A 19,713-nucleotide genomic window follows, 5' to 3' on the forward strand; every position below is an offset into this window, starting at 1 on the left:
TGATCGGCCACGCGCTTCGTGGTCGCTTGACCGGTCTGCGGTCGTACCGCGTCGGGGTCTACCGCATCATCTACCAGCTGCGCGACGAGTCGACGGTGCGCGTCGTGGCGATCCGCCACCGAGGGGACGCGTACACGAGCGGTCCACGGTGACGGCCTGCAACATCGGAATCCGAATCGGCGTCACGCTGCGTCAGGCGCGGATCGGGATCTGACCGCAAGAGTAGTCGCACGGTCGAGGCGTACGGCGAGGCCGTCGACCAGCTCGGTCACTGGCGCCAGGAGACCGACGATGTCCCAGACGCGACGCGCTCTCAGCAGTCAAACACCGACCAGCAGATGTCGTTCCGCAACCGCTGGTCGTCAAGTACGAGCTCACGAATCGCCACTGGGAGCTGGTCACGCTGCCACCGGCACTCGAGTCGCCCGACGCTCTCACCCTGGCCTTCCGGCGCGCCAGCACGTGCGGCCTTGATCGCATAGGCGGCCGCACCGAGCTCGTGCGCGGCGACGTGTGCGACGGCGGCGGCCTGGCCAGCAGCGTACGCGGCATGCCGTGCTGCCCCACGCAGGTCTCTGGCGGCGGCCATTGCATGGCCGGCCGCCGTGCGAGCCTGGGTCATCATGACCTCGCCACGCACCCAGGCGCGGGCATGCTCGATCGCACGACGCGGTCGCGGGTCCTCAGGCTGAGCCGCCTCGAAGAGGTCAAGGACGTGCTCCGCGCACGATGCCGCCCAAAGAGCGAGGAGCTGGTGATCCGAATCGGTGAGGGTCCCACCGCGGCGAATCGTCACGAAACGAGTGTCTCGGACCTTCGGGAGGATCATGGTTGGCACTCCTCTGTCGGACGGTGCCGGTTCGGGAGCTGCGGTCGCGGCTCGCTGATCTGTTGGATGAGGTCGCGCACCGCCGTGAGCATGTGACGATCACCCGACACGGTCGACCGTCGGCCGTGCTCGTGCCCGTCGACGAGTATGCGGCGTTGGAGGAGACCGCGAGATCCTGTCCGACGAGGACACGTTCGTGGCGATCCGCCACGGTCTCGACGATATCGCCGCTGGCGACGTGGTCATGCCCATCTGCTCGACCAGCACTCGGGTCGGGTCGCCGTCGATATCGACCTCGGGACGGAACGACGCCGCGCGCGCGGAACGCGGCGTCAGAGCGACGAGGATCGTACGGCGCGGGAGGAAGGCGTCTGACTGAACGACGACGCCCATCGGCGCCACGTCGCCGACCGGCACGACCTCGGCGGCAATGGTCTGCTCATCGGCCCGCTCGCACGTGAGCGTGAGTTCCACGGTGTCGCCCTCGGCAAGGCCCTCGGTCACGTCGATCAGCATCGCGTGATAGCCCCCCGGCGCGAGCACCGCGTTGCCACCCGCAGGGATATCGATGCCCTCGACCTGCTGCATCGTCGCCGAGGCGCCATCGGTCGTCGTCATGTGCAGTTCGACGGACTCCGCGCCGTCGGAGGCGGCGGACACGAGCTGATCGTCGCTGCCGCCCTCATTGGTCAGGGTCATGTACGCGACGCCGTTGGCCCGGCGGCACCGGGACGCGGCTGTCCGAGACGGTGATGGCGCTCGTGGCCTCCGCGCCGGTGCAGGCCGTGGGCAGCAGCGCCCTCCGAGCACCAGGGTCAGCATCAGTCGCGGGATCGTCACGTGGTGTCGCTCCATCCCTGCCGAGCATCAGCCGCGAACAATGCATCGACGTGTTCGCTGCTCCGTGTGAGCGCGCTGAACGGCCGGGCGGCGGCTCAGTGCCGACCGTCGCCCGCCACGATGGCCGCGGCGAACGCGAGTCGGTGGTCCTTCGTCCACGGCGGACCCAGCACCGCCCGCGGGCGGTGCAGAAACCCCTCGCCGTGCTCGCCCAATGCAGCGATCGCCTGGGACTCCACCGCGCCGGCGTCGTAGACGTGGACCGTCCAGCCGCGTGCATGTGCGACCTCGGCGACGAGCTCGCGGTACATGACGGAGTCCGCCCGCGCCTCGTACGGCGCGCACCGTTGAACGGCGACGTCGGTGGGGAAGTCCAACGGCCAGGCTCGGATCGAGATCGAGTCGATCCCATCCGGTGCGGCGGCCCCGAGATCGTCGAGTGACGCCGTCGTTGCCCGCATGGCTGACGCCCGCACCTGCGCGACGAGCGCCGCGACCCCAGCGTCGTCGAGCAGGCGGCCTTCATGGTGGATGGGCGCGGTCGGCATGCCGGGTTCGACGAGTTCGATCCGTCGGCGATCCGCGACGTCGTGGTTGGCGGACGCCGTGACGGCCACGGCCCAGCCCAGGTGGTGGGCGATCCCCACGTGCATGACCAGAAGCTATACGGGTGGCCGAGGCATCGACAACGAGTGACCGGGGCGGTCTGCGCAGCGACCCGCAGCCCGATGGCTGCCTCACGTGCGTCGCGGTCGGTGATCGGGTTCGTCCGGCGATGCGGTGGCGGGCCGACGATGATCAACGTGGCGATGCACATGCTCGACCTGTTGGGTGGGTCGCGGGACCGACGGGGACACTGTCCACATGCTTCGTGTCGGCACGGTCGTCGTAGGCGTCGAGGACCTCGACCGCGCGATGGCGTTCTGGACCGGTGCGCTGGACTACGTGCCGAAGCGGGCCGTCGGTCCGGACGACGACTTCGTCATCCTCGTCCCCGCGTCGGGCGACGGCGCCCACATCGCGCTCGGCGTCAGCGAGACACCCGTGCAGGAGCACCCGCGGGTGCACCTGGACCTGTACGCGGGGGACGCCGCGGACCAGGCGGCGGAGGCCGAACGCCTGATCGCGCTGGGCGCGACCCGCGTCGACTGGGATCTGTATCCCGTTGACCCCGACTTCGTGGTGTTGGCTGACCCCGAAGGCAACCGCTTCTGCGTCATCGACACCTCGTGGGGCGGTTGACCAGAGGAGACGTGCGTGGCCGATGCCGGCCCGGCCGCCGGCGTCCTGCCTACCGGACGGCCAGTGCGCGCCGTACGCTGACCGGCGTGCGGCGACGCCGACCTGTGTTTCGACAGCTGTCGATGATGGTGGGGCGCGCACGTCACCGAAGGGACGACGGATGGCAGACGACGTGGCGGTGCACGGCGGGACCGCGGTCGGTCACCGGCGCACCGACGCCCCCGCCGACCGACGCATGGACGCCGCCGCCCACGTCGCCCGGCTGATCGCCGACGGCACCTGCGTGCTGCTCGACGGCGCGACCGCGACCGAGCTGCCGCGCGTCGGCGCCACCGAGATCCTGGGCGGCGACGACGCGCTGTGGGGGACGCGCGCGCTCGTGGATCAGCCGGCGACGGTGCGCGACGTCCACCGCCGCTACGTGGCGGCGGGCTGTGACGTGATCACGACCGACACGTGGGGCCTGCCCTCTGCGCTGCGTGACAACGGTCCCGACCTGTGGTCGTCGTCCCGGCCGGTGCACTGGATGGACATCGCCAGACGCGGCGTCCGGGTCGCGCGTGACGCCATCGCGGCCGAGGACGCCGCTGGCCGCTGCGCGGTGGCGTTCTCGCTCAACGCCGATCTCGACGGCCCCAACGCCGCGGACACGGTGCAGTTGCTCTCGCGGGCGTTCGCTGACGCGCCGCCGGACCTGCTGCTCTTCGAGACGCTGTCGCTCGTGCGCCCGTCGTTGTTCGCGACGGTCGAGGCCATGGTGGGCACCGGGCTGGTCGTCTGGCTGTCGTTCCGACGGTGCCGCGAGGGCATGTGCGGGGTGTTCGGACAGCACTGGGGTGGTCCTGAGGGCGACACGTTCGGACGCGCGGCCCGGAGGTTCGCCGAGATGGGTGTCAGCGCCCTTCTGGTCAACTGCATCCCGCCCGATCACGTCGACGGCATGGTGTCGTACCTCCGCGACTTCACCGACATGCCGCTGGGCGTGTACCCGAACCTGGGGTACCTGACCGACGACGGCTGGTACTTCGACCCCGGCATCGACGGCGCCGCGTACGCCGAGCTCGCGCTGCGGTGGCGTGAGGAGGGAGCGCAGATCATCGGTGGGTGCTGCGGGGTCGGTCCCGAGCACATCGCGGCTACGCGCGAGCGCCTGGAAGGCACGACAGCGGGTTCGGTGGTCCGCCCCTCGCCGTTCGCCCGCGATCCGGACGCCGTCCCGGAGCCGGTCGAGTGGACCGACCGTCGTGGCCGTCGGCTCTATCCGCTGCAGTTCCCGGACCTCATCGTCGACGAGGGGGTGTTCGCGCCCACCGAGGGATCGCTGCTGGTCTGGCGCCATCTGTTCGACCACGGCGTCGGCGAGGGACGGCGCTGTCTGGACGTCGGGTGCGGGGCCGGGCTGCAGGGCATCCAACTGGCGCTCAACGGCGCGGCACACGTCCACGCGATCGATCTGGATCCCCGGGCGGTCGACAACACGTTGACCAACGCGTTCCGCAACGGCGTGGCGGACCGGATGACCGCGGCGACGATCGACTTGTACCCGTGGGTGCCCGAGGTTCGCTACGACGTCATCGTCGCCAGCCTCTATCAGACACCCGTCGATCCGTTCGGGCAGCTGACCAGCCACCGGCCCTTCGACTACTGGGGTCGCAACGCGGTCGACCACATGCTCGGCCGGCTACCCGACGCGTTGGCCGCCGACGGCGTCGCCTACGTGCTGCACCTGTCGATCCTGTCGCAGCGCCGCACGATGGAACTGCTCGCCGATCTCGGCCTGGCATGCGAGGTCGCCGACTACGAGTTCTTCCCGATCACCGAGCACTTCGCGCAGGCGATGCCCCAGATCAACAAGGTCGTGGCGCAGTCCGACGCGCACCTGCTGGACATCGGCGGGAGCCGGTCGATCATCGCCTACCTGCTGGCCGTACGCCACGCCTGATCCGCCGGCGCGGTCGCTGCCATGGCGGTCAGCTGACCAGGCGGCGCAGCGCGTCCGCGCGGTTCGTCGCCTCCCAGGGGAAGTCGGCGGCGGACCGGCCGAAGTGGCCGTACGCGGCCGTCGGCGCGAAGATCGGCCGCCGCAGGCCGAGGTCGCGGATGATCGCGGCGGGACGCAGGTCGAACACCTCGTGCACGGCGGCGAGGATCACGTCCGGGTCGGCCGTCTCGGTGCCGAACGTGGTCAGGCCGACGCTCACCGGTTGTGCCATGCCGATCGCGTAGGCGACCTGTAGCTCGGCGCGCTCGGCCAGTCCGGCGGCCACGACGTTCTTGGCGACCCACCGCGCAGCGTAGGCGGCCGACCGGTCGACCTTGGTGGCGTCCTTGCCGCTGAACGCTCCGCCGCCGTGGCGCGCCATGCCGCCGTACGTGTCGACGATGATCTTGCGTCCGGTGAGCCCGGCGTCGGCGCTCGGACCGCCCAGCACGAACTTGCCGCTGGGATTGACGATGACGTCGTTGGGCTCCCACGGCGTGTGATCGGGGATCACGGGCGTGATCACGTGCTTGACCAGGTCGGCTGTCAACTCGTCGTTGTCGTCGACCTCCGGGGCGTGCTGTGTGGAGATCAGCACGCGGGCGACGCGCACCGGGCGGCCCTGGTCGTACTCGATGGTGACCTGGGTCTTGCCGTCGGCGCGCAGATACCCGAGCGTCCCGTCCCTGCGGACGTCGGCGAGCCTTTCGGCCAGGCGGTGGGCGAGGTGGATCGGCATGGGCATCAGCGCGTCCGTCTCGCGACACGCGTAGCCGAACATCATGCCCTGGTCGCCCGCGCCGAGCTCGTCGAGCTCGTCGTCGGCGTCGCCGTCGCGGGCCTCGTAGGCGTTGTCGACGCCACCGGCGATGTCGGACGACTGCTCGTCGATGGCGACGAACACCCCGCACGTGTTGCCGTCGAACCCGGCATGGGGGCTGTCGTAGCCGATGTCGATGATGGTCCTGCGTGCGACGCTCGCGATGTCGACGTAGCTGTTCGTCGAGATCTCCCCTGTCACCACCACGAAGCCGGTGCTGACCAGCGTCTCACACGCCACACGTGCGTTCGCCGGATCCGGGTCGGCCGCGAGGACCGCATCGAGGACCGCGTCGGACACCTGGTCGGCGACCTTGTCGGGGTGGCCCTCGGTGACGGACTCGGACGTGAACAACTTCAGGTCTGACATCGGCCTGCTCCTTGCATCGGCGTCGACCCGCGCCGCGCCCGTCGAGCGCGCGGCCCCGCCGTGTCGACCGGGCGCCGACCGTCCCTGCGGCCGGCTGGCTGCCTAGTAGCGGTACTGATCCGACTTGTAGGGGCCCTCGACGTCGCGGTCGAGGTAGACCGCCTGCTCCTTGGTCAGCTCGGTCAACCGCGCGCCGAGCTTGTCGAGGTGCAGGCGCGCCACCTGCTCGTCGAGTCGCTTGGGCAGCACGTACACGTCCAGGTCGTACTCCTCCTGGCGCGTGTGCAGCTCGATCTGGGCCATGACCTGGTTGGAGAAGCTGGCCGACATCACGAAGCTCGGATGCCCGGTCGCGCACGCCAGGTTCAGCAGCCGTCCCTCGGCCAGCACGATGATCGCGTGGCCGTCGGGGAAGACCCACTGGTCGACCGTCGGCTTGACGCTGACCTTGGTGATCCCGTCGAGCTTGGCCAGCTCCGCGATCTGGATCTCGTTGTCGAAGTGGCCGATGTTGCCCAGGATCGCCCCGTGCTTCATCGCGGCCATGTGGTCGACCGTGATGATGTCGCGGTTGCCGGTCGCGGTGATGAAGATGTCGGCGGTCTCGACGACGTCCTCGACCCGTGCGACCTGGTAGCCCTCCATCGCCGCCTGCAGCGCGTTGATCGGGTCGATCTCGGTGATGACCACGCGGGCGCCCTGACCGCGCAGCGCCTGCGCGCAGCCCTTGCCGACGTCGCCGTAGCCGCAGACGACCGCCACCTTGCCGGACAGCATCACGTCGGTCGCGCGGTTCAGGCCGTCGATCAGGGAGTGCCGGCAGCCGTAGAGGTTGTCGAACTTGCTCTTGGTGACCGAGTCGTTGACGTTGATGGCGGGGAACAGCAGCGTCCCGGCGTTGCGTCGCTGGTAGAGCCGGTGCACGCCCGTCGTGGTCTCCTCCGACACGCCGACGATGTCGCTGGCGATCGTCGTCCAGCGCTGGGCGTCCTCCTGGAGGCCGGCGCGCAGCTGTTCGAGGATCACCGCCTCCTCCGCCGACTCCGCGGCCGACGCCGGCGGTACCGCACCGGCCTTCTCGTACTCGACGCCCTTGTGGACCAGCAGCGTGGCGTCGCCGCCGTCGTCGAGCAGCAGCGTCGGTCCGGCGTGGTCCGGCCAGTCGAACGTCCGGTCGATGCACCACCAGTACTCCTCGAGCGTCTCGCCCTTCCAGGCGAACACCGGGACGCCCCGTGGCTCGTCAGGGGTGCCGTCAGGGCCGACGACGACGGCGGCCGCCGCGCTGTCCTGCGTCGAGAAGATGTTGCACGACGCCCAGCGGATCTCGGCGCCCAATGCCGCGAGCGTCTCGATCAGCACCGCCGTCTGCACGGTCATGTGCAGCGAGCCGGTGATCCGCGCGCCTGCGAGCGGTTGCTGTGCCGCGTACTGCTCACGCAGCGCCATCAGGCCGGGCATCTCGTCCTCGGCCAGCGCGATCTCTCGGCGGCCCAGCGCGGCCAACCCGAGGTCGGCGACGCGGTGGTCGGACGCGGCGAGTTGGGGACGGTGGTGCACGACGTTGCCTTCCTTGCCGGTGTGTTCTGGTGTGCTGGTGTGACGGCGGGCCGGCGCGCCGGGCTCGTGATCGGGCGCCACCGGAGGCACGCGTGCGCCCCGATCAGGGTATCGCGCCGGGATTGACGCGATACGCCACCCGGCCGTGGTTCAGCCGCCGGCGATGTGGTTCGGACACGACGGACACCGCCGGTGGTGTCCGTGACGTCCGATTCGGATCGCTCGCCGACCGCGGTGGCCTCGCAGCGCCCGGATGACCCCGGGACGCCCGGACGCCGCGGTCAGTCAGCGCCCAGTTCGGCGAACCCCGGCTTGATCACGTCGTTGATCAGTGCGAGCCGGTCGGCGAACGGCCAGAACGCGCTCTTCATCGCGTTGACCGTCAACCAGCGCAACTCGTTGATGCCGAGGTCGAAGGTCTGCGACACGGCCGCCAGCTCGGAGCTCAATGTGACGCCGCTCATGAGCCGGTTGTCGGTGTTGACCGTCACGCGGAAGCGGAGGCGACGCAGCAGGTCGATCGGGTGCTCCGCGAGGGAGGGCGCAGCCCGCGTGTGGACATTGGACGTCGGACACATCTCCAGCGGGATTCGGCGGTCCCGCACGAACGCCGCCAGCTTGCCCAGTGTCGGTGGGTCGGTCGTCGTGTCGATGTCATCGACGATCCGTACGCCGTGGCCCAGCCGCTCGGCGCCGCAGAACTGCACCGCCTCCCAGATCGAGCGCAACCCGAAGGACTCGCCGGCGTGGATCGTGATGTGGGAGTTCTCGCGCTGGATCAGGTGGAACGCATCGAGGTGGCGGGTGGGCGGGTACCCCGCCTCGGCACCGGCGATGTCGAAGCCGACGACGCCGTCGTCGCGCCAGCGGGGGACGAGCTCGGCGATCTCCCGCGAGCGCGCGGCCGTGCGCATCGCCGTCACGATGACGCCGACCGTGATGCCCCGGCCCCTGGCGCCCGCGCGGAACCCGTCGAGCACCGCGCGGACGACCTCGTCCAGCGACAGCCCCATCTCGGTGTGCAGCTCGGGCGCGAAGCGGACCTCGGCGTACACAACCCCGTCGTCGGCCAGGTCCTCGGCGCACTCGGCGGCCGTCCGCTCGAGCGCGTCAGCGGTCTGCATCACGGCGACCGTGTGGGTGAACCCCTCGAGGTAGGCGACGAGGCTGCCGCGGTCGGCGCCGCGCGTGAACCAGGCGGCGAGTTCGTCCGCCTGTTTGGTCGGCAGATCGGTGTAGCCGATCTCGTCGGCCAGCTCGATGACGGTCGACGGCCGCAGACCGCCGTCGAGGTGGTCGTGCAGCAGCACCTTCGGTGCGCTGCGGATCGTGTCGAGGTCGACGCCCATGCGGCTCCCGATGTCTGGCTCGTGGTGCGCGCATTATGCCGTCCGTCGGCGCCCGGACACCGCGTCGGACGGAGGTGTCCGGCGACGGCGTCCACCCCGCGGCGCGTCAGCCGGGCAGGAGGTCCGTGAGCTCGTCGGCGACGTCGGTGCCGTAGGCGTCCGCGAGGCGCTGACGGGCGTGGTCGACGTCGACGGTGTACTCCTGCGGCCCCACGCTCTCGAGCGCCAGGACGCCCAGCAGGGACCCGATCTGTGCGCACCGCTCCAGGCTCAGGCCCCACGCCAGGCCCGAGAGGAATCCCGCCCGGTAGCCGTCGCCCGCGCCGGTCGGTTCGAGCTCGACATCCTCGCGGACCGTCACGGCCCCCACCTCGATGCGGTCGCTGCCGACCCGCTCGATGTGGCTGCCCTTTGGGCCGTGCGTCGTGACGCAGACGCCCACACGGTCGAGCAGCTCGCCGTAGGTCCACCCGGTCTTGCGCTCGATCAGAGAACGTTCGTAGTCATTCGCGATCAGGTACGCAGCACCGTCGATCAGCCGGGCCAGGCTCGCACCGTCGAGCCGGGCGATCTGCTGGCTGGGGTCGGCCAGGACGTCGATGCCCAGCTCGAGGGCCTCATGTGTGTGGTTGTCCATCGCGACGGGATCGTTGGGTGACACGACGACCAGATCGAGACCACCGACGCGTTCGACGATCGGTGCCAGCCGGATCTCTCTGGCTTCCTCCATCGCGCCGGGGTAGAAGGACGCGATCTGGCTCTCGGCCCGGTCGTTGGTGCACAGGAACCGGCCGGTGTGCATCGTCTCGGACACCCGCACCGATTCGAGGTCGATGTTGTGGTCCGCCAGCCACTGCTCGTGCTCCGCCGGGAAGTCGTGGCCGACGGACCCGACCAGGATCGGTCGGTGGCCGAGCAGCCCCATGCCGAACGCGATGTTTGCCGCGACCCCGCCGATGCGCACCTCCAGCGAGTCGACCAGGAAGCTGAGTGACAACCGTTCCAGCTGATCATCCACCAGCTGCTCGCTGAAGCGGCCGGGGAACGTCATGAGGTAGTCGTTTGCGATGGATCCTGTGCACGCGATGCGCATGGGTCACCACTTGTCGACGCGTCGGCGGCCCCGCGGTCCGGCGGTGCCCATTACGTGTGCCTACCGCTCGCGGTCCGGGGCACGTGGTCAGCCTGTCCGCGAGGTGAACGCGACACACCTGCCGCACCCGGCGGCACGCGGTACGGGCTCACGCGTCCGTGGCGGCGAGCAGGCCCGGCAGCTCACGGATGTCACCAAGGCGGGTGTAGGCAGATCCGTCGTGCTCGTGCTCGGCGACCTGCTCGTGCTGCCACGTGAGGTGGTACGGGATGTGCACCGCGTGGCCACCGACATCGAGCACCGGCAGGACGTCGGACCGCAGTGAGTTGCCGACCATCACGAACGACGCCGGGTCGATGCCCGCGCGATCGAGGACCCGGCGGTAGGTCAGCGGATCCTTCTCGGCGACGATCTCGATCACGTCGAAGTGCTCGGCCAGACCCGATCGCGCGACCTTGGACTCCTGGTGGAAGAAGTCGCCCTTGGTGATGAGCGCCAGCCGGTACCGTCGCGACAGCACCTGGACGGTGTCGGTGACACCGTCCAGCAGTTCCACGGGATGGCGCAGCATCTCCTTGGCCCAGCCTACGATGTCCGCGACGTCGGCCCCGTCGATGCGCCCGGCGGTGACTTCGATCGCCGTCTCGATCAGCGACAGCGCGAAGCCCTTGACGCCGTAGCCGAACACGGCAATGTTGCGCCGCTCGATCTCGAGCAGTCGTTCGTCGACTGCGACGTCCGGCACGTACCGCTCCATCATCGCCCGGTAGCGCTCGTGGGTCGCGGCGAAGATCGACTCGTTGTGCCACAGCGTGTCGTCGCCGTCGAGACCCACCACCGTCACCGGGGGTCGTGCGGTCCGCATCACGTGACCCCTCGCCGGTCGCTCCACCATCGTCGGCCGGGCCAACCGTAGCGTCGGCGGCACAGCGACGGGTGCCGGCCTTGGGACGGCCGGCAGCGGCCGCGCCGCATCGCGACGACGGGCGCGCGACCGTCGCCATGAACGGACCGCGCACGGGCACGCCGACCCTCTCCGAGCACCTCGGGATGCGTGTGTGCGTCGCAGCCACACGCGCTGGTCGGCACGGCTCGATCCCGGCTGAGCGGGGCAGGGCGTGCCCGCGCGGGCTACGATGCGCTGACCGCTCGCGGTGTGGAGCCCGGTCGCGCGGACGCCCACAGGACCGGTTCCACCGCCGGCGGCCCGACGATCTCCCCATCCTGTGGAAAGGCCCACCCCAGTGGACACGCGCGTCGAACGTGTCGACGACACCACCGTCAAGCTCGCCGTCACCGTCGAGCCCTCACGCGTCAAGGCGGCGCTCGACGAGGCCGCCCGCCACCTCGCCGACGAGGTCAAGATCCCCGGCTTCCGCAAGGGTCGGGTGCCGCGCCGGGTGCTCGAGACCCGGCTGGGCAAGGGTGCGGTCATTCAGCATGCCGTGCAGGACTCGCTGCCGCAGTTCTTCGCCGAGGCGGTGCGCGAGACCGAGCTCGAGCCGGTGGGGCAGCCCGAGTACTCGGTCGACCAGTTCGAGGAGGGCAGCGATGCGGCCTTCACCGCGACGGTGGAGGTGCGGCCCGAGTTCGAGGCCCCGGACGTCTCCGGTGTGCTGGTGCCACACCCGGAGTGGGAGGTGGCCGAGGCCGAGGTCGATGCGGAGATCGATCAGCTGCGCGAGCGCTTCGCCGAGGCCGAGACCGTCGCCCGGCCCCTGCAGGTCGGCGACCTGGCGGTCCTGAGCATCAGTGCCACCCGCAACGGTGAGCCCGTCGACGACGCGCGCATGGACGACCAGCTGTACCGGGTCAACGATCCGAAGGACACGGGTCAGCAGCTGGACCGTGAGCTGCTCGGTCGCGAAACCGGGAACATCGTCAAGTTCACCGACACGCTGGAGGCCGACGGTCCGGAGCTCGATTTCACGGTGATCGTCAAGGACGTCAAGGCACTGCAGCTGCCGGACGCCGACGACGACTTCGCGATCACCGCCAGCGAGTTCGACACCATCGACGAGCTGCGGGCCAGCGTCCACGAGCAGCTCGCGGAGCTCAAGCTGAACAACGCCCGCGAGGCGCTGCGCGGCCGGGTGGTCGAGACGGTCAGCGAGCTGGTCGAGGTCCCGCTGCCGCGCTCGTTGGTCGACCAGGAGCTCCAGTTCCAGCTCGCGCGCCTGGCGCGCGAGGCGGAGCGGCATCAGATCGCGTTCGACCAGTACCTGGCGGCCGCGGGCATGACGCTCGACGAGCTCACCGAGCAGCTGCGCGAGCAGGCGCGCACGACCGTGCGGGCGCAGCTGGTGGTCGACCGCATCGGACGCGACGCCGGCGTGGAGGTCACCAACGAGGACCTGACCCAGCAGCTGTTCGCGGAGGCACAGCGGATGCAGATGCCCCCGGATCAGCTCGCGGAGTTCATGCGCGAGCCCGAGCGCCTCGGTGTGCTGTTCTCTGACACTTTCCGCCGCAAGACGATCGACCACATCCTCGAGCGCGTGGAGATCTCGGACGCGCCGCCCGAGCAGACGGACGATGATGAAGCGGAGTCCGCGGCCGCGGGCGTGAACGCCGATCCGACGACGGAGGACGCGGAGGCGACCGTGGTGGTCGACGAGGTCGATGACCCCGTCGACACGGCCGCGGCGGAAGACGCTGAGGCCGCCGACACACCGCGCGCCTGACGACCTCCCCGCCGGCCGCGATCAGGTGGCGTCGCGGGTCACTCCGGCGCCCGGCCGCGGCGCTAGGGTGTCGACAGACGCGCCCGAGCACCACGCAAGGAGACACCCATGTCCACCTCGTCGCCGATGAGCTACCTGGTGCCCATGGTCATCGAGCAGACCAACCGCGGCGAGCGTTCGTTCGACCTGTACTCGCGGCTGCTCAAGGACCGGATCATCTTCCTCGGCACGCCGATCACGGACGAAATCTCCAACGTGATCATGGCGCAGCTGATCCACCTGGAGGGTGAGGACCCGACCAAGGACATCAACCTCTACATCAACTCGCCCGGCGGATCGGTGACGAGCGCCCTGGCGATCTACGACACGATCGAGTTCATCAAGCCCGACGTGACGACGATCTGCATGGGTCAGGCCGCCTCGGCCGCCGCGATCCTGCTGGCGGCCGGCACCAAGGGCAAGCGGTTCGCGCTGCCGCATGCGCGCATCCTCATCCACCAGCCGCACGGCGGCGCCGAGGGCCAGTCATCTGACATCGAGATCCAGGCGCGCGAGATCCAGCGCATCCGGGACCTGCTCGACCAGATCCTGTCGGACAAGACCGGTCAGCCGCTCGAGAAGATCACCGAGGACACCGACCGCGACTTCATCATGACCGCCGACGAGGCCGTCGAGTACGGCATCATCGACCACGTGCTGCAGTCGCGTCGCCTGCAGGAAGTTCAGCTCGCCGCCAGCTAGAGTTCTGAGCCGTCAGGCTCCCCGGCTGGGGTTCGCACGCCGTGCGGGTGTCGCGTCGCGTGGGGTCCGACAGGTCGTCGAGTGCCATGCGCCCGAGCGTGGTCGGAGGTGCAAGGCGACCGAACGACGCCGTCGGACGTGCGTGCGTGCATGGTGGCGCGTGGCCTGACCGTCGGGAACGGTTTCGCCCGACCCCACGCGGCCAGTACGATGAAGCCCTCGTCCCAGACGGCAGGGTGACCGAGTCGATCAGCGGCAAGGGAGCGAGCCAGCGACATGGCCAAGTTCGGTGAGAGTGGCGACCTGCTGAAGTGCTCGTTCTGTGGCAAGTCGCAGAAACAGGTCAAGAAGCTGATCGCCGGGCCCGGGGTCTACATCTGCGACGAGTGCATCGACCTGTGCAACGAGATCATCGAGGAGGAGTTCTCCGACGCCACCGAGCTGGTCTCGGGCGATCTGCCCAAGCCGGTGGAGATCTACGAGTTCCTCAACGACTACGTCGTGGGCCAGGAGGCCGCCAAGAAGGCGCTGGCCGTCGCGGTCTACAACCACTACAAGCGCATCCGCGTCGGCGGGCAGCGCGAGGACGAGGTCGAGCTCGCCAAGTCCAACATCCTGCTGCTGGGTCCGACCGGGTCGGGCAAGACGTTGCTGGCGCAGACGCTGGCGCGCCTGCTCAACGTGCCGTTCGCGATCGCGGACGCCACGGCGCTCACCGAGGCGGGCTACGTCGGTGAAGACGTCGAGAACATCCTGCTCAAGCTGATCCAGGCGGCCGACTTCGACGTCAAGAAGGCCGAGACCGGGATCATCTACATCGACGAGGTCGACAAGATCGCCCGCAAGAGCGAGAACCCGTCGATCACGCGCGACGTCTCGGGCGAGGGTGTGCAGCAGGCGCTGCTCAAGATCCTGGAGGGCACCGTCGCCAGCGTCCCGCCGCAGGGTGGCCGCAAGCACCCCCACCAGGAGTTCATCCAGATCGACACGACGAACATCCTGTTCATCTGCGGTGGCGCGTTCGCCGGCCTCGACACGGTCATCGAACGCCGCATCGGCCGCAGCGGTGTGGGCTTCGGCGCCGACGTGCGCAGCCACGCCGACAAGGACCTGTCGTTCCTGTTCTCCGAGGTCCTGCCGGAGGACCTCATCAAGTTCGGCCTGATCCCCGAGTTCGTCGGACGGCTGCCGGTGGTCTCCAGCGTCGAGCCGCTCGATCGCGACGCGCTGGTGAGCATCCTGACCGAGCCGAAGAACGCGCTGGTCAAGCAGTACCAGAAGTTCTTCGACTACGACCGGGTCGACCTGCAGTTCGCCGACGACGCCCTCCAGGCCATCGCCGACCAGGCGATCCTGCGCGGCACCGGCGCCCGTGGCCTGCGGGCCATCCTCGAAGAGGTGCTGCTGAACACGATGTACGAGTTGCCGAGCCGCGGCGACGTCGGCGAGTGCGTGATCACCGGCGAGGTCGTACGCAAGCGGGTGAACCCGACGCTCGTGCCGCGGGCCGAGCCGGCTCCCAAGCGCCGCCGCTCGGCGTAGCTTCGCGAAGCCTGGTTCCACGACGCACGTGCAGGACCGGCTTCGCCGGACATGAGATCCAGGTCGCATCACCCGCCACCGCCGCGGGCCCTATCCTTGGCGCGGACGGCCACGCCTGGGGCCGAATCCGACCGCTGACGGCCGATCCGTCCCAGAGCACCGAGCCACACCGATCTGGGGACGAATCGCGCCGCAGACCACTGATCCGTTCCGCTCGTCGGCGGGCGCCGCCGAGCACCGCGGGCCGGCCGTCACCTCCGATCGACACGAGATGGCCCGAGCATGACGAGAACACTCCCGAAGACCTACGACCCCGCTGAGGTCGAAGCACGGCTCTATCAGTGGTGGGAGGACAAGGGCTTCTTCCACGCCGAGCCGGACGACGACGGCGAACCGTTCGCCGTCACGTTGCCGCCGCCCAACGTCACCGGCAGCCTGCACATCGGCCATGCGCTGACCGCCGCCGTGGAGGACGCGATGATCCGCCACGCGCGCCAGTCCGGGCGCAACGCCGTGTGGCTGCCGGGCACCGATCACGCCGGCATCGCCACGCAGAACGTGGTCGAGCGACTGCTGGCCGACGAGGGACTGTCGCGCCACGACCTGGGGCGCGACGCCTTCCTCGAGCGCGTGTGGCAGTTCGTCGACGAGACCGGGCCTGTCATCCAGCACCAGCACCGCCGGCTCGGCGCGGCACTGGACTGGGAGCGCGAGATCTTCACGTTCGACGAGCAGCGGTCGAAGGCCGTGCGCGAGGTCTTCTGTCGCTGGTACGACGACGGACTGATCTACCGCGGCCACCGCCTGATCAACTGGTGCCCGCGCTGCCACACCGCGCTGTCGGACATCGAGGTCGACCACATCGAGGAGGAGGGCGAGCTCGCCGAGCTCCGCTACCCGGGGACCGATGGCTCGGACGGTGTCGTCGTCGCGACGACGCGCGCCGAGACGATGCTCGGTGACACCGCCGTCGCGGTCCATCCCGACGACGACCGCTACCGCGACATGGTCGGCACCACGGTGCTGCTGCCCCTGGTCGACCGCGAGATCCCGATCATCGCCGACGAGCACGTCGATCCCGAGTTCGGCAGCGGCGCCGTGAAGGTCACACCGGCGCACGACCCCAATGACTGGGAGATCGGTGAGCGCCACGACCTGCCGGCGATCAACATCTTCACCGAGGACGCCACGGTCAACGAGGCCGGCGGTCCCTACGAGGGACTCGACCGCTTCGAGGCCCGCCGGAAGGTCAAGGAGGACCTCGACGCCCGGGGGCTGCTGGTGGGGGTGTCGCCCCGCGTGCATTCGGTGGGCCACTGCTCGCGGTGCAAGACCGTCGTCGAGCCGCGCCTGTCCGACCAGTGGTTCGTGAGGATGACGCCGCTGGCAGAGCCCGCGATCGCCGCCGTCCGCGACGGGCGGACCCGGTTCATCCCCGAGCGGAACACCAAGTCGTTCCTGTCCTGGTTGGAGAACCTCCACGACTGGTGCATCTCACGTCAGCTGTGGTGGGGCCACCAGATCCCCGCGTGGTACGACCGCGACGGCAACATCCACGTGCGCCGCACCGACCCGACCGACGAGGAGGTCGCCGAGCTCGGCCTCGAGCGGGACCCGGACGTGCTCGACACCTGGTTCAGCTCACAGCTGTTTCCCTTCGTCAACCTCGGCTGGGACGGCGACACCACCGACACGCCCGACCTGCGAACGTGGTACCCGACCGCGGTGCTCGAGACCGGCTACGACATCAACACGTTCTGGGTGTCACGGATGCTGATGGCCGGCCTGTCGATGATGGGTGACGTGCCGTTCCGCGTCGTCTACAACCACGGGATGGTCCGCGACGGCGAGGGCAAGAAGATGTCCAAGTCGTTCGGCAACGTCATCGATCCGTTGGACTTCATCGACAAGTACGGTGCCGATGCGCTGCGGTTCGCGCTGCTGCGGGCGTCGACGGCCGGGCAGGACGCGCCACTGGCGGAGGAGTGGGTCGAGGGCGCGCGTCGGTTTGCCAACAAGCTGTGGAACGCCGCCCGCTTCGTGCTGCTGGCAACCGGCGACGGGGCGCACGACGCGCACTTCGATGATCCGCGGCCGCCCGACGGGCTCGCGTTGGAGGATCGGTGGATCCTGTCGAGGCTCGAGGACGTCCGGATCGAGGTCGATCGCGCCATGGCCGAGTGGGACCTGGGCCGCGTGGCCCGAGCGTTGTTCCACTTCACCTGGGACGAGTACTGCGACTGGTATCTCGAGCTGGCCAAGCTGCGCACCGACGGCGACCAGGGTGCGGCGGACGCGCGGGCCGCCCGCTGGACGTTGCGCCACGTGCTCGACCGCGCGATGCGGCTGCTGCACCCGTTGATGCCGTTCATCACCGAGGAGATCTGGCGCACCCTCCACGAGGCCGACGACGACACCACGATCCAATGCTCGCCGTGGCCGGAGGCGATGACCGAGCGACGAGATCCCGTCGCCGAGTCGCAGTTCCAGGCCCTGACCGAGACCGTCACCGAGCTGCGACGCTTCCGCTCGGACCATGCGCTTGCGCCGTCCGCGCGCATCACGGTCCTGGCCCGCGTCGAACCCGGGCACCGGTCCGTGCTGGAGGTGGCCGAACCCGGGATCCGGCGGCTCGCCGGCGTCGACGGGTGGAGCTTCGTGGACGATGTCGCCGACGTCGACGGCCCGCTGGGCCGCGTGCCGGTCGACGGTGCCGACCTGTACGTGTCACTGGCGGGGCTCATCGATCTCGACGAGGAACGAGCACGGCTGGAGCGCGAGCTCGACAAGGCGCGCAACGAGCTCGGCCGCGCGCAGGGCAAGCTGGCCAACGAGGGCTTCGTGTCCCGTGCGCCCGAGGCGGTCGTCCAGGCCGAGCGGGACAAGGTCGTTGAGTGGAACGCCGCGATCGCGCGGATCAACGCGCAGCTGCAGACGTTGCACGGTGGATGACGACCCGGTCGTCGAGCTGGTCGCCCGCCGCCCCTCGGCCGGCGATGACGATCCGGAGCGGCTGCGCACCCTGCTGGAGCTGCTCGACCGCCCGGATCAGGTGTCCACGACGATCTGGGTCGAGGGTCCGTACGGCGGTGGCAGCACCGTGGCGATGGTCGCGGCACTGCTGACCGCGTTGAACATCACGACCGGCACGGTCACCACGTCGCACCTGCAGGACCTGCGCGAGCGCATCCGCATCGCCGGCTCGGCGATCGGTTCGCACGCGCTGCGGGAGCAGCTGGCCTACCTCGACCCGTTCCTGCGCGAGGTCGACACCCGGTTCGCCGAACCGCTGGCGTTCGACGAGGTGCTGTTCGCGTTGGCCATGACCTGGTTCGCGGACGCTCCCGTCGATGTCGTCGTCGCGCAGGGCGCGCCCCCACCGACCGCGCGGTGCGACATCCACGCGCGCCTCGGTGAGGGGCACGGACGGCCGTCGTTGCTCGTCGGCAACGACACCGTGGGCAGCGACACGGGTGTGTCCGAGCGTGAGCTGGCGGTCGGCGGCCAGCAGGTGTCGCTCGTCGGCATCACGACGCGGACGTCCGACGTGTACCTGCCGTTGCACGGCGCACACCAGGCGGAGAACGCCGCGGTCGCGCTCAGCACGGTCGACCTGCTGACCGGCGATCGCCTGCCGCACGGCCTCGACGCCGACCTCGTCAGGGATGCGTTCGCCCGCGTGCGGCTACCGGGCCGGCTCGAGGTGGTGCGTCGCACCGACGGGGCGAGCGTCGTGCTCGACGCCGCCCACGACGCCGCCACCGCGTCGGCACTGTGCTTCGCCCTGTCGCAGGAGTTCGCCGTCCGCCACCGCATCGGCGTGGTGGGGGTGGGTCGGTCAGATCCGGTCCTGTTCCTCGAGGCTCTGGCCCCGGCGCTGGACCACGTGGTGGTCACGGCCTCGCCCGAGGCCAACGCCGCTCCGCCGGCGGCGGTGCTCGCCGCCGCACGGGAGCTCGGACTTCCAGCGGAGTCAGCCGACACGGTCGATGCCGCCATCGACTCGGCGACGGGCGTCGCCACGGCGGAGGACCTCGTCGTCGTGGCCGGCGGTGCCCAGACGGTCGGCGCGGCACGGCGCGCACTCCGCCTCGACCCCCTCGAGGAGCTTCTGGCGGCCCCCGACAGCTAGCATGATCGCGGTCACCCAACCCATTGACGAACACGGCGACGAACATCATGAGTGAACGGACCCTGATCCTGGTCAAGCCCGACGGCGTACGTCGCGGTCTGATCGGCGAGGTCATCTCGCGCATCGAGCGCAAGGGCCTGACCATCGCGCAGCTGGAGCTGCGCACGCTCGACGAGGTGACAGCCCAGGAGCACTACGCGGAGCACACCGACAAGCCGTTCTTCTCGGAGCTCGTCGACTTCATCACCAGCGGGCCGCTCGTCGCGATGGCGGTGGAGGGGCCCGACGCGATCGCCGCCATGCGCACGCTGATGGGTGCGACCAGCCCGATCGAAGCCGCACCGGGATCGATCCGCGGCGACCACGCGACGATCATCGGCGAGAACATCGTCCACGGCTCGGACTCACCGGCGTCTGCGGAGCGCGAGCTCAAGCTCTTCTTCGGCTGACTCCGGCGGGTGCGGCCGTTCGTCCACAGGTCGGCGTGGGCACGCAGGCACGGTCGGCGGTGATGTCGCACGATGCGCTGCG

16 protein-coding genes are annotated in these 19,713 nt (G+C 69.8%); 8 read left to right on the forward strand and 8 right to left on the reverse strand.

Annotation, left to right across the window (positions count from 1 at the left end; translation table 11 throughout):
- Positions 1-313: 313 nt before the first annotated feature.
- The 3 genes from VFZ70_06415 to VFZ70_06425 all read right to left on the reverse strand — a co-directional run bounded on the left by VFZ70_06415 (position 314) and on the right by VFZ70_06425 (position 2,322).
- Positions 314-829 carry a hypothetical protein gene (locus VFZ70_06415; GenBank protein ID HEX6255428.1) on the reverse strand — a complete coding sequence of 172 codons (516 nt, stop codon included), beginning with the start codon at positions 827-829 and terminating at the stop codon, positions 314-316.
- Positions 830-928: 99 nt separating this feature from the next.
- Positions 929-1,684, reverse strand: a complete 756-nt coding sequence (locus VFZ70_06420; protein ID HEX6255429.1) for a copper chaperone PCu(A)C — start codon at positions 1,682-1,684, stop codon at positions 929-931.
- Between the two features lie 80 nt (positions 1,685-1,764).
- Positions 1,765-2,322 (reverse strand): hypothetical protein, encoded by a 558-nt coding sequence (locus VFZ70_06425; GenBank protein HEX6255430.1) that lies wholly within the window; start codon positions 2,320-2,322, stop codon positions 1,765-1,767.
- Between the two features lie 211 nt (positions 2,323-2,533).
- Between VFZ70_06425 and VFZ70_06430 the strand changes: the two genes are divergently transcribed.
- Both VFZ70_06430 and VFZ70_06435 read left to right on the forward strand, forming a co-directional pair.
- On the forward strand, positions 2,534-2,911 hold the full coding sequence (locus VFZ70_06430) for a VOC family protein (GenBank protein HEX6255431.1): 378 nt from the start codon (positions 2,534-2,536) through the stop codon (positions 2,909-2,911).
- A 160-nt stretch (positions 2,912-3,071) separates the two neighbouring features.
- A complete protein-coding gene (locus VFZ70_06435; protein HEX6255432.1) occupies positions 3,072-4,853 on the forward strand; it encodes a homocysteine S-methyltransferase family protein in 1,782 nt (593 codons plus the stop codon).
- Between the two features lie 28 nt (positions 4,854-4,881).
- On the opposite strand, the gene metK is transcribed toward VFZ70_06435, so the two are convergent.
- The 5 genes from metK to VFZ70_06460 form a co-directional block, all read right to left on the reverse strand.
- On the reverse strand, positions 4,882-6,081 hold the full coding sequence (metK, locus tag VFZ70_06440) for a methionine adenosyltransferase (GenBank protein ID HEX6255433.1): 1,200 nt from the start codon (positions 6,079-6,081) through the stop codon (positions 4,882-4,884).
- Between the two features lie 102 nt (positions 6,082-6,183).
- A complete protein-coding gene (gene ahcY, locus VFZ70_06445; protein HEX6255434.1) occupies positions 6,184-7,641 on the reverse strand; it encodes an adenosylhomocysteinase in 1,458 nt (485 codons plus the stop codon).
- A gap of 281 nt (positions 7,642-7,922) precedes the next feature.
- A complete protein-coding gene (locus VFZ70_06450) occupies positions 7,923-8,990 on the reverse strand; it encodes an adenosine deaminase (GenBank protein HEX6255435.1) in 1,068 nt (355 codons plus the stop codon).
- Between the two features lie 106 nt (positions 8,991-9,096).
- Positions 9,097-10,041 (reverse strand): carbohydrate kinase family protein, encoded by a 945-nt coding sequence (locus VFZ70_06455; protein ID HEX6255436.1) that lies wholly within the window; start codon positions 10,039-10,041, stop codon positions 9,097-9,099.
- 190 nt (positions 10,042-10,231) lie between these two features.
- Positions 10,232-10,948, reverse strand: a complete 717-nt coding sequence (locus VFZ70_06460) for an HAD family hydrolase (protein ID HEX6255437.1) — start codon at positions 10,946-10,948, stop codon at positions 10,232-10,234.
- Positions 10,949-11,327: 379 nt separating this feature from the next.
- On the opposite strand from VFZ70_06460, the gene tig reads away from it, so the two are divergent.
- From tig to ndk, 6 genes are all read left to right on the forward strand, one after another.
- Positions 11,328-12,767 carry a trigger factor gene (gene tig, locus VFZ70_06465; protein HEX6255438.1) on the forward strand — a complete coding sequence of 480 codons (1,440 nt, stop codon included), beginning with the start codon at positions 11,328-11,330 and terminating at the stop codon, positions 12,765-12,767.
- 108 nt (positions 12,768-12,875) lie between these two features.
- Complete coding sequence (clpP, locus tag VFZ70_06470) at positions 12,876-13,508, forward strand: ATP-dependent Clp endopeptidase proteolytic subunit ClpP (GenBank protein HEX6255439.1); 633 nt, start codon at positions 12,876-12,878, stop codon at positions 13,506-13,508.
- A 276-nt stretch (positions 13,509-13,784) separates the two neighbouring features.
- Positions 13,785-15,050, forward strand: coding sequence for an ATP-dependent Clp protease ATP-binding subunit ClpX (clpX, locus tag VFZ70_06475; protein HEX6255440.1), 1,266 nt, complete (start codon positions 13,785-13,787; stop codon positions 15,048-15,050).
- A gap of 282 nt (positions 15,051-15,332) precedes the next feature.
- Positions 15,333-18,002: a valine--tRNA ligase gene (locus VFZ70_06480; protein ID HEX6255441.1), complete on the forward strand. Its 2,670-nt coding sequence runs from the start codon at positions 15,333-15,335 to the stop codon at positions 18,000-18,002.
- Positions 17,995-19,182, forward strand: coding sequence for a cyanophycin synthetase (locus VFZ70_06485; protein HEX6255442.1), 1,188 nt, complete (start codon positions 17,995-17,997; stop codon positions 19,180-19,182). The genes VFZ70_06480 and VFZ70_06485 overlap by 8 nt, the downstream gene beginning before the upstream one ends.
- A gap of 47 nt (positions 19,183-19,229) precedes the next feature.
- Entirely contained in the window at positions 19,230-19,631 is a 402-nt protein-coding gene (ndk, locus tag VFZ70_06490) for a nucleoside-diphosphate kinase (GenBank protein ID HEX6255443.1), read from the forward strand.
- The last annotated feature ends 82 nt before the right edge of the window (positions 19,632-19,713 follow it).

It is taken from the genome of Euzebyales bacterium (genome assembly GCA_036374135.1).
GTDB lineage: Bacteria > Actinomycetota > Nitriliruptoria > Euzebyales > JAHELV01 > JAHELV01.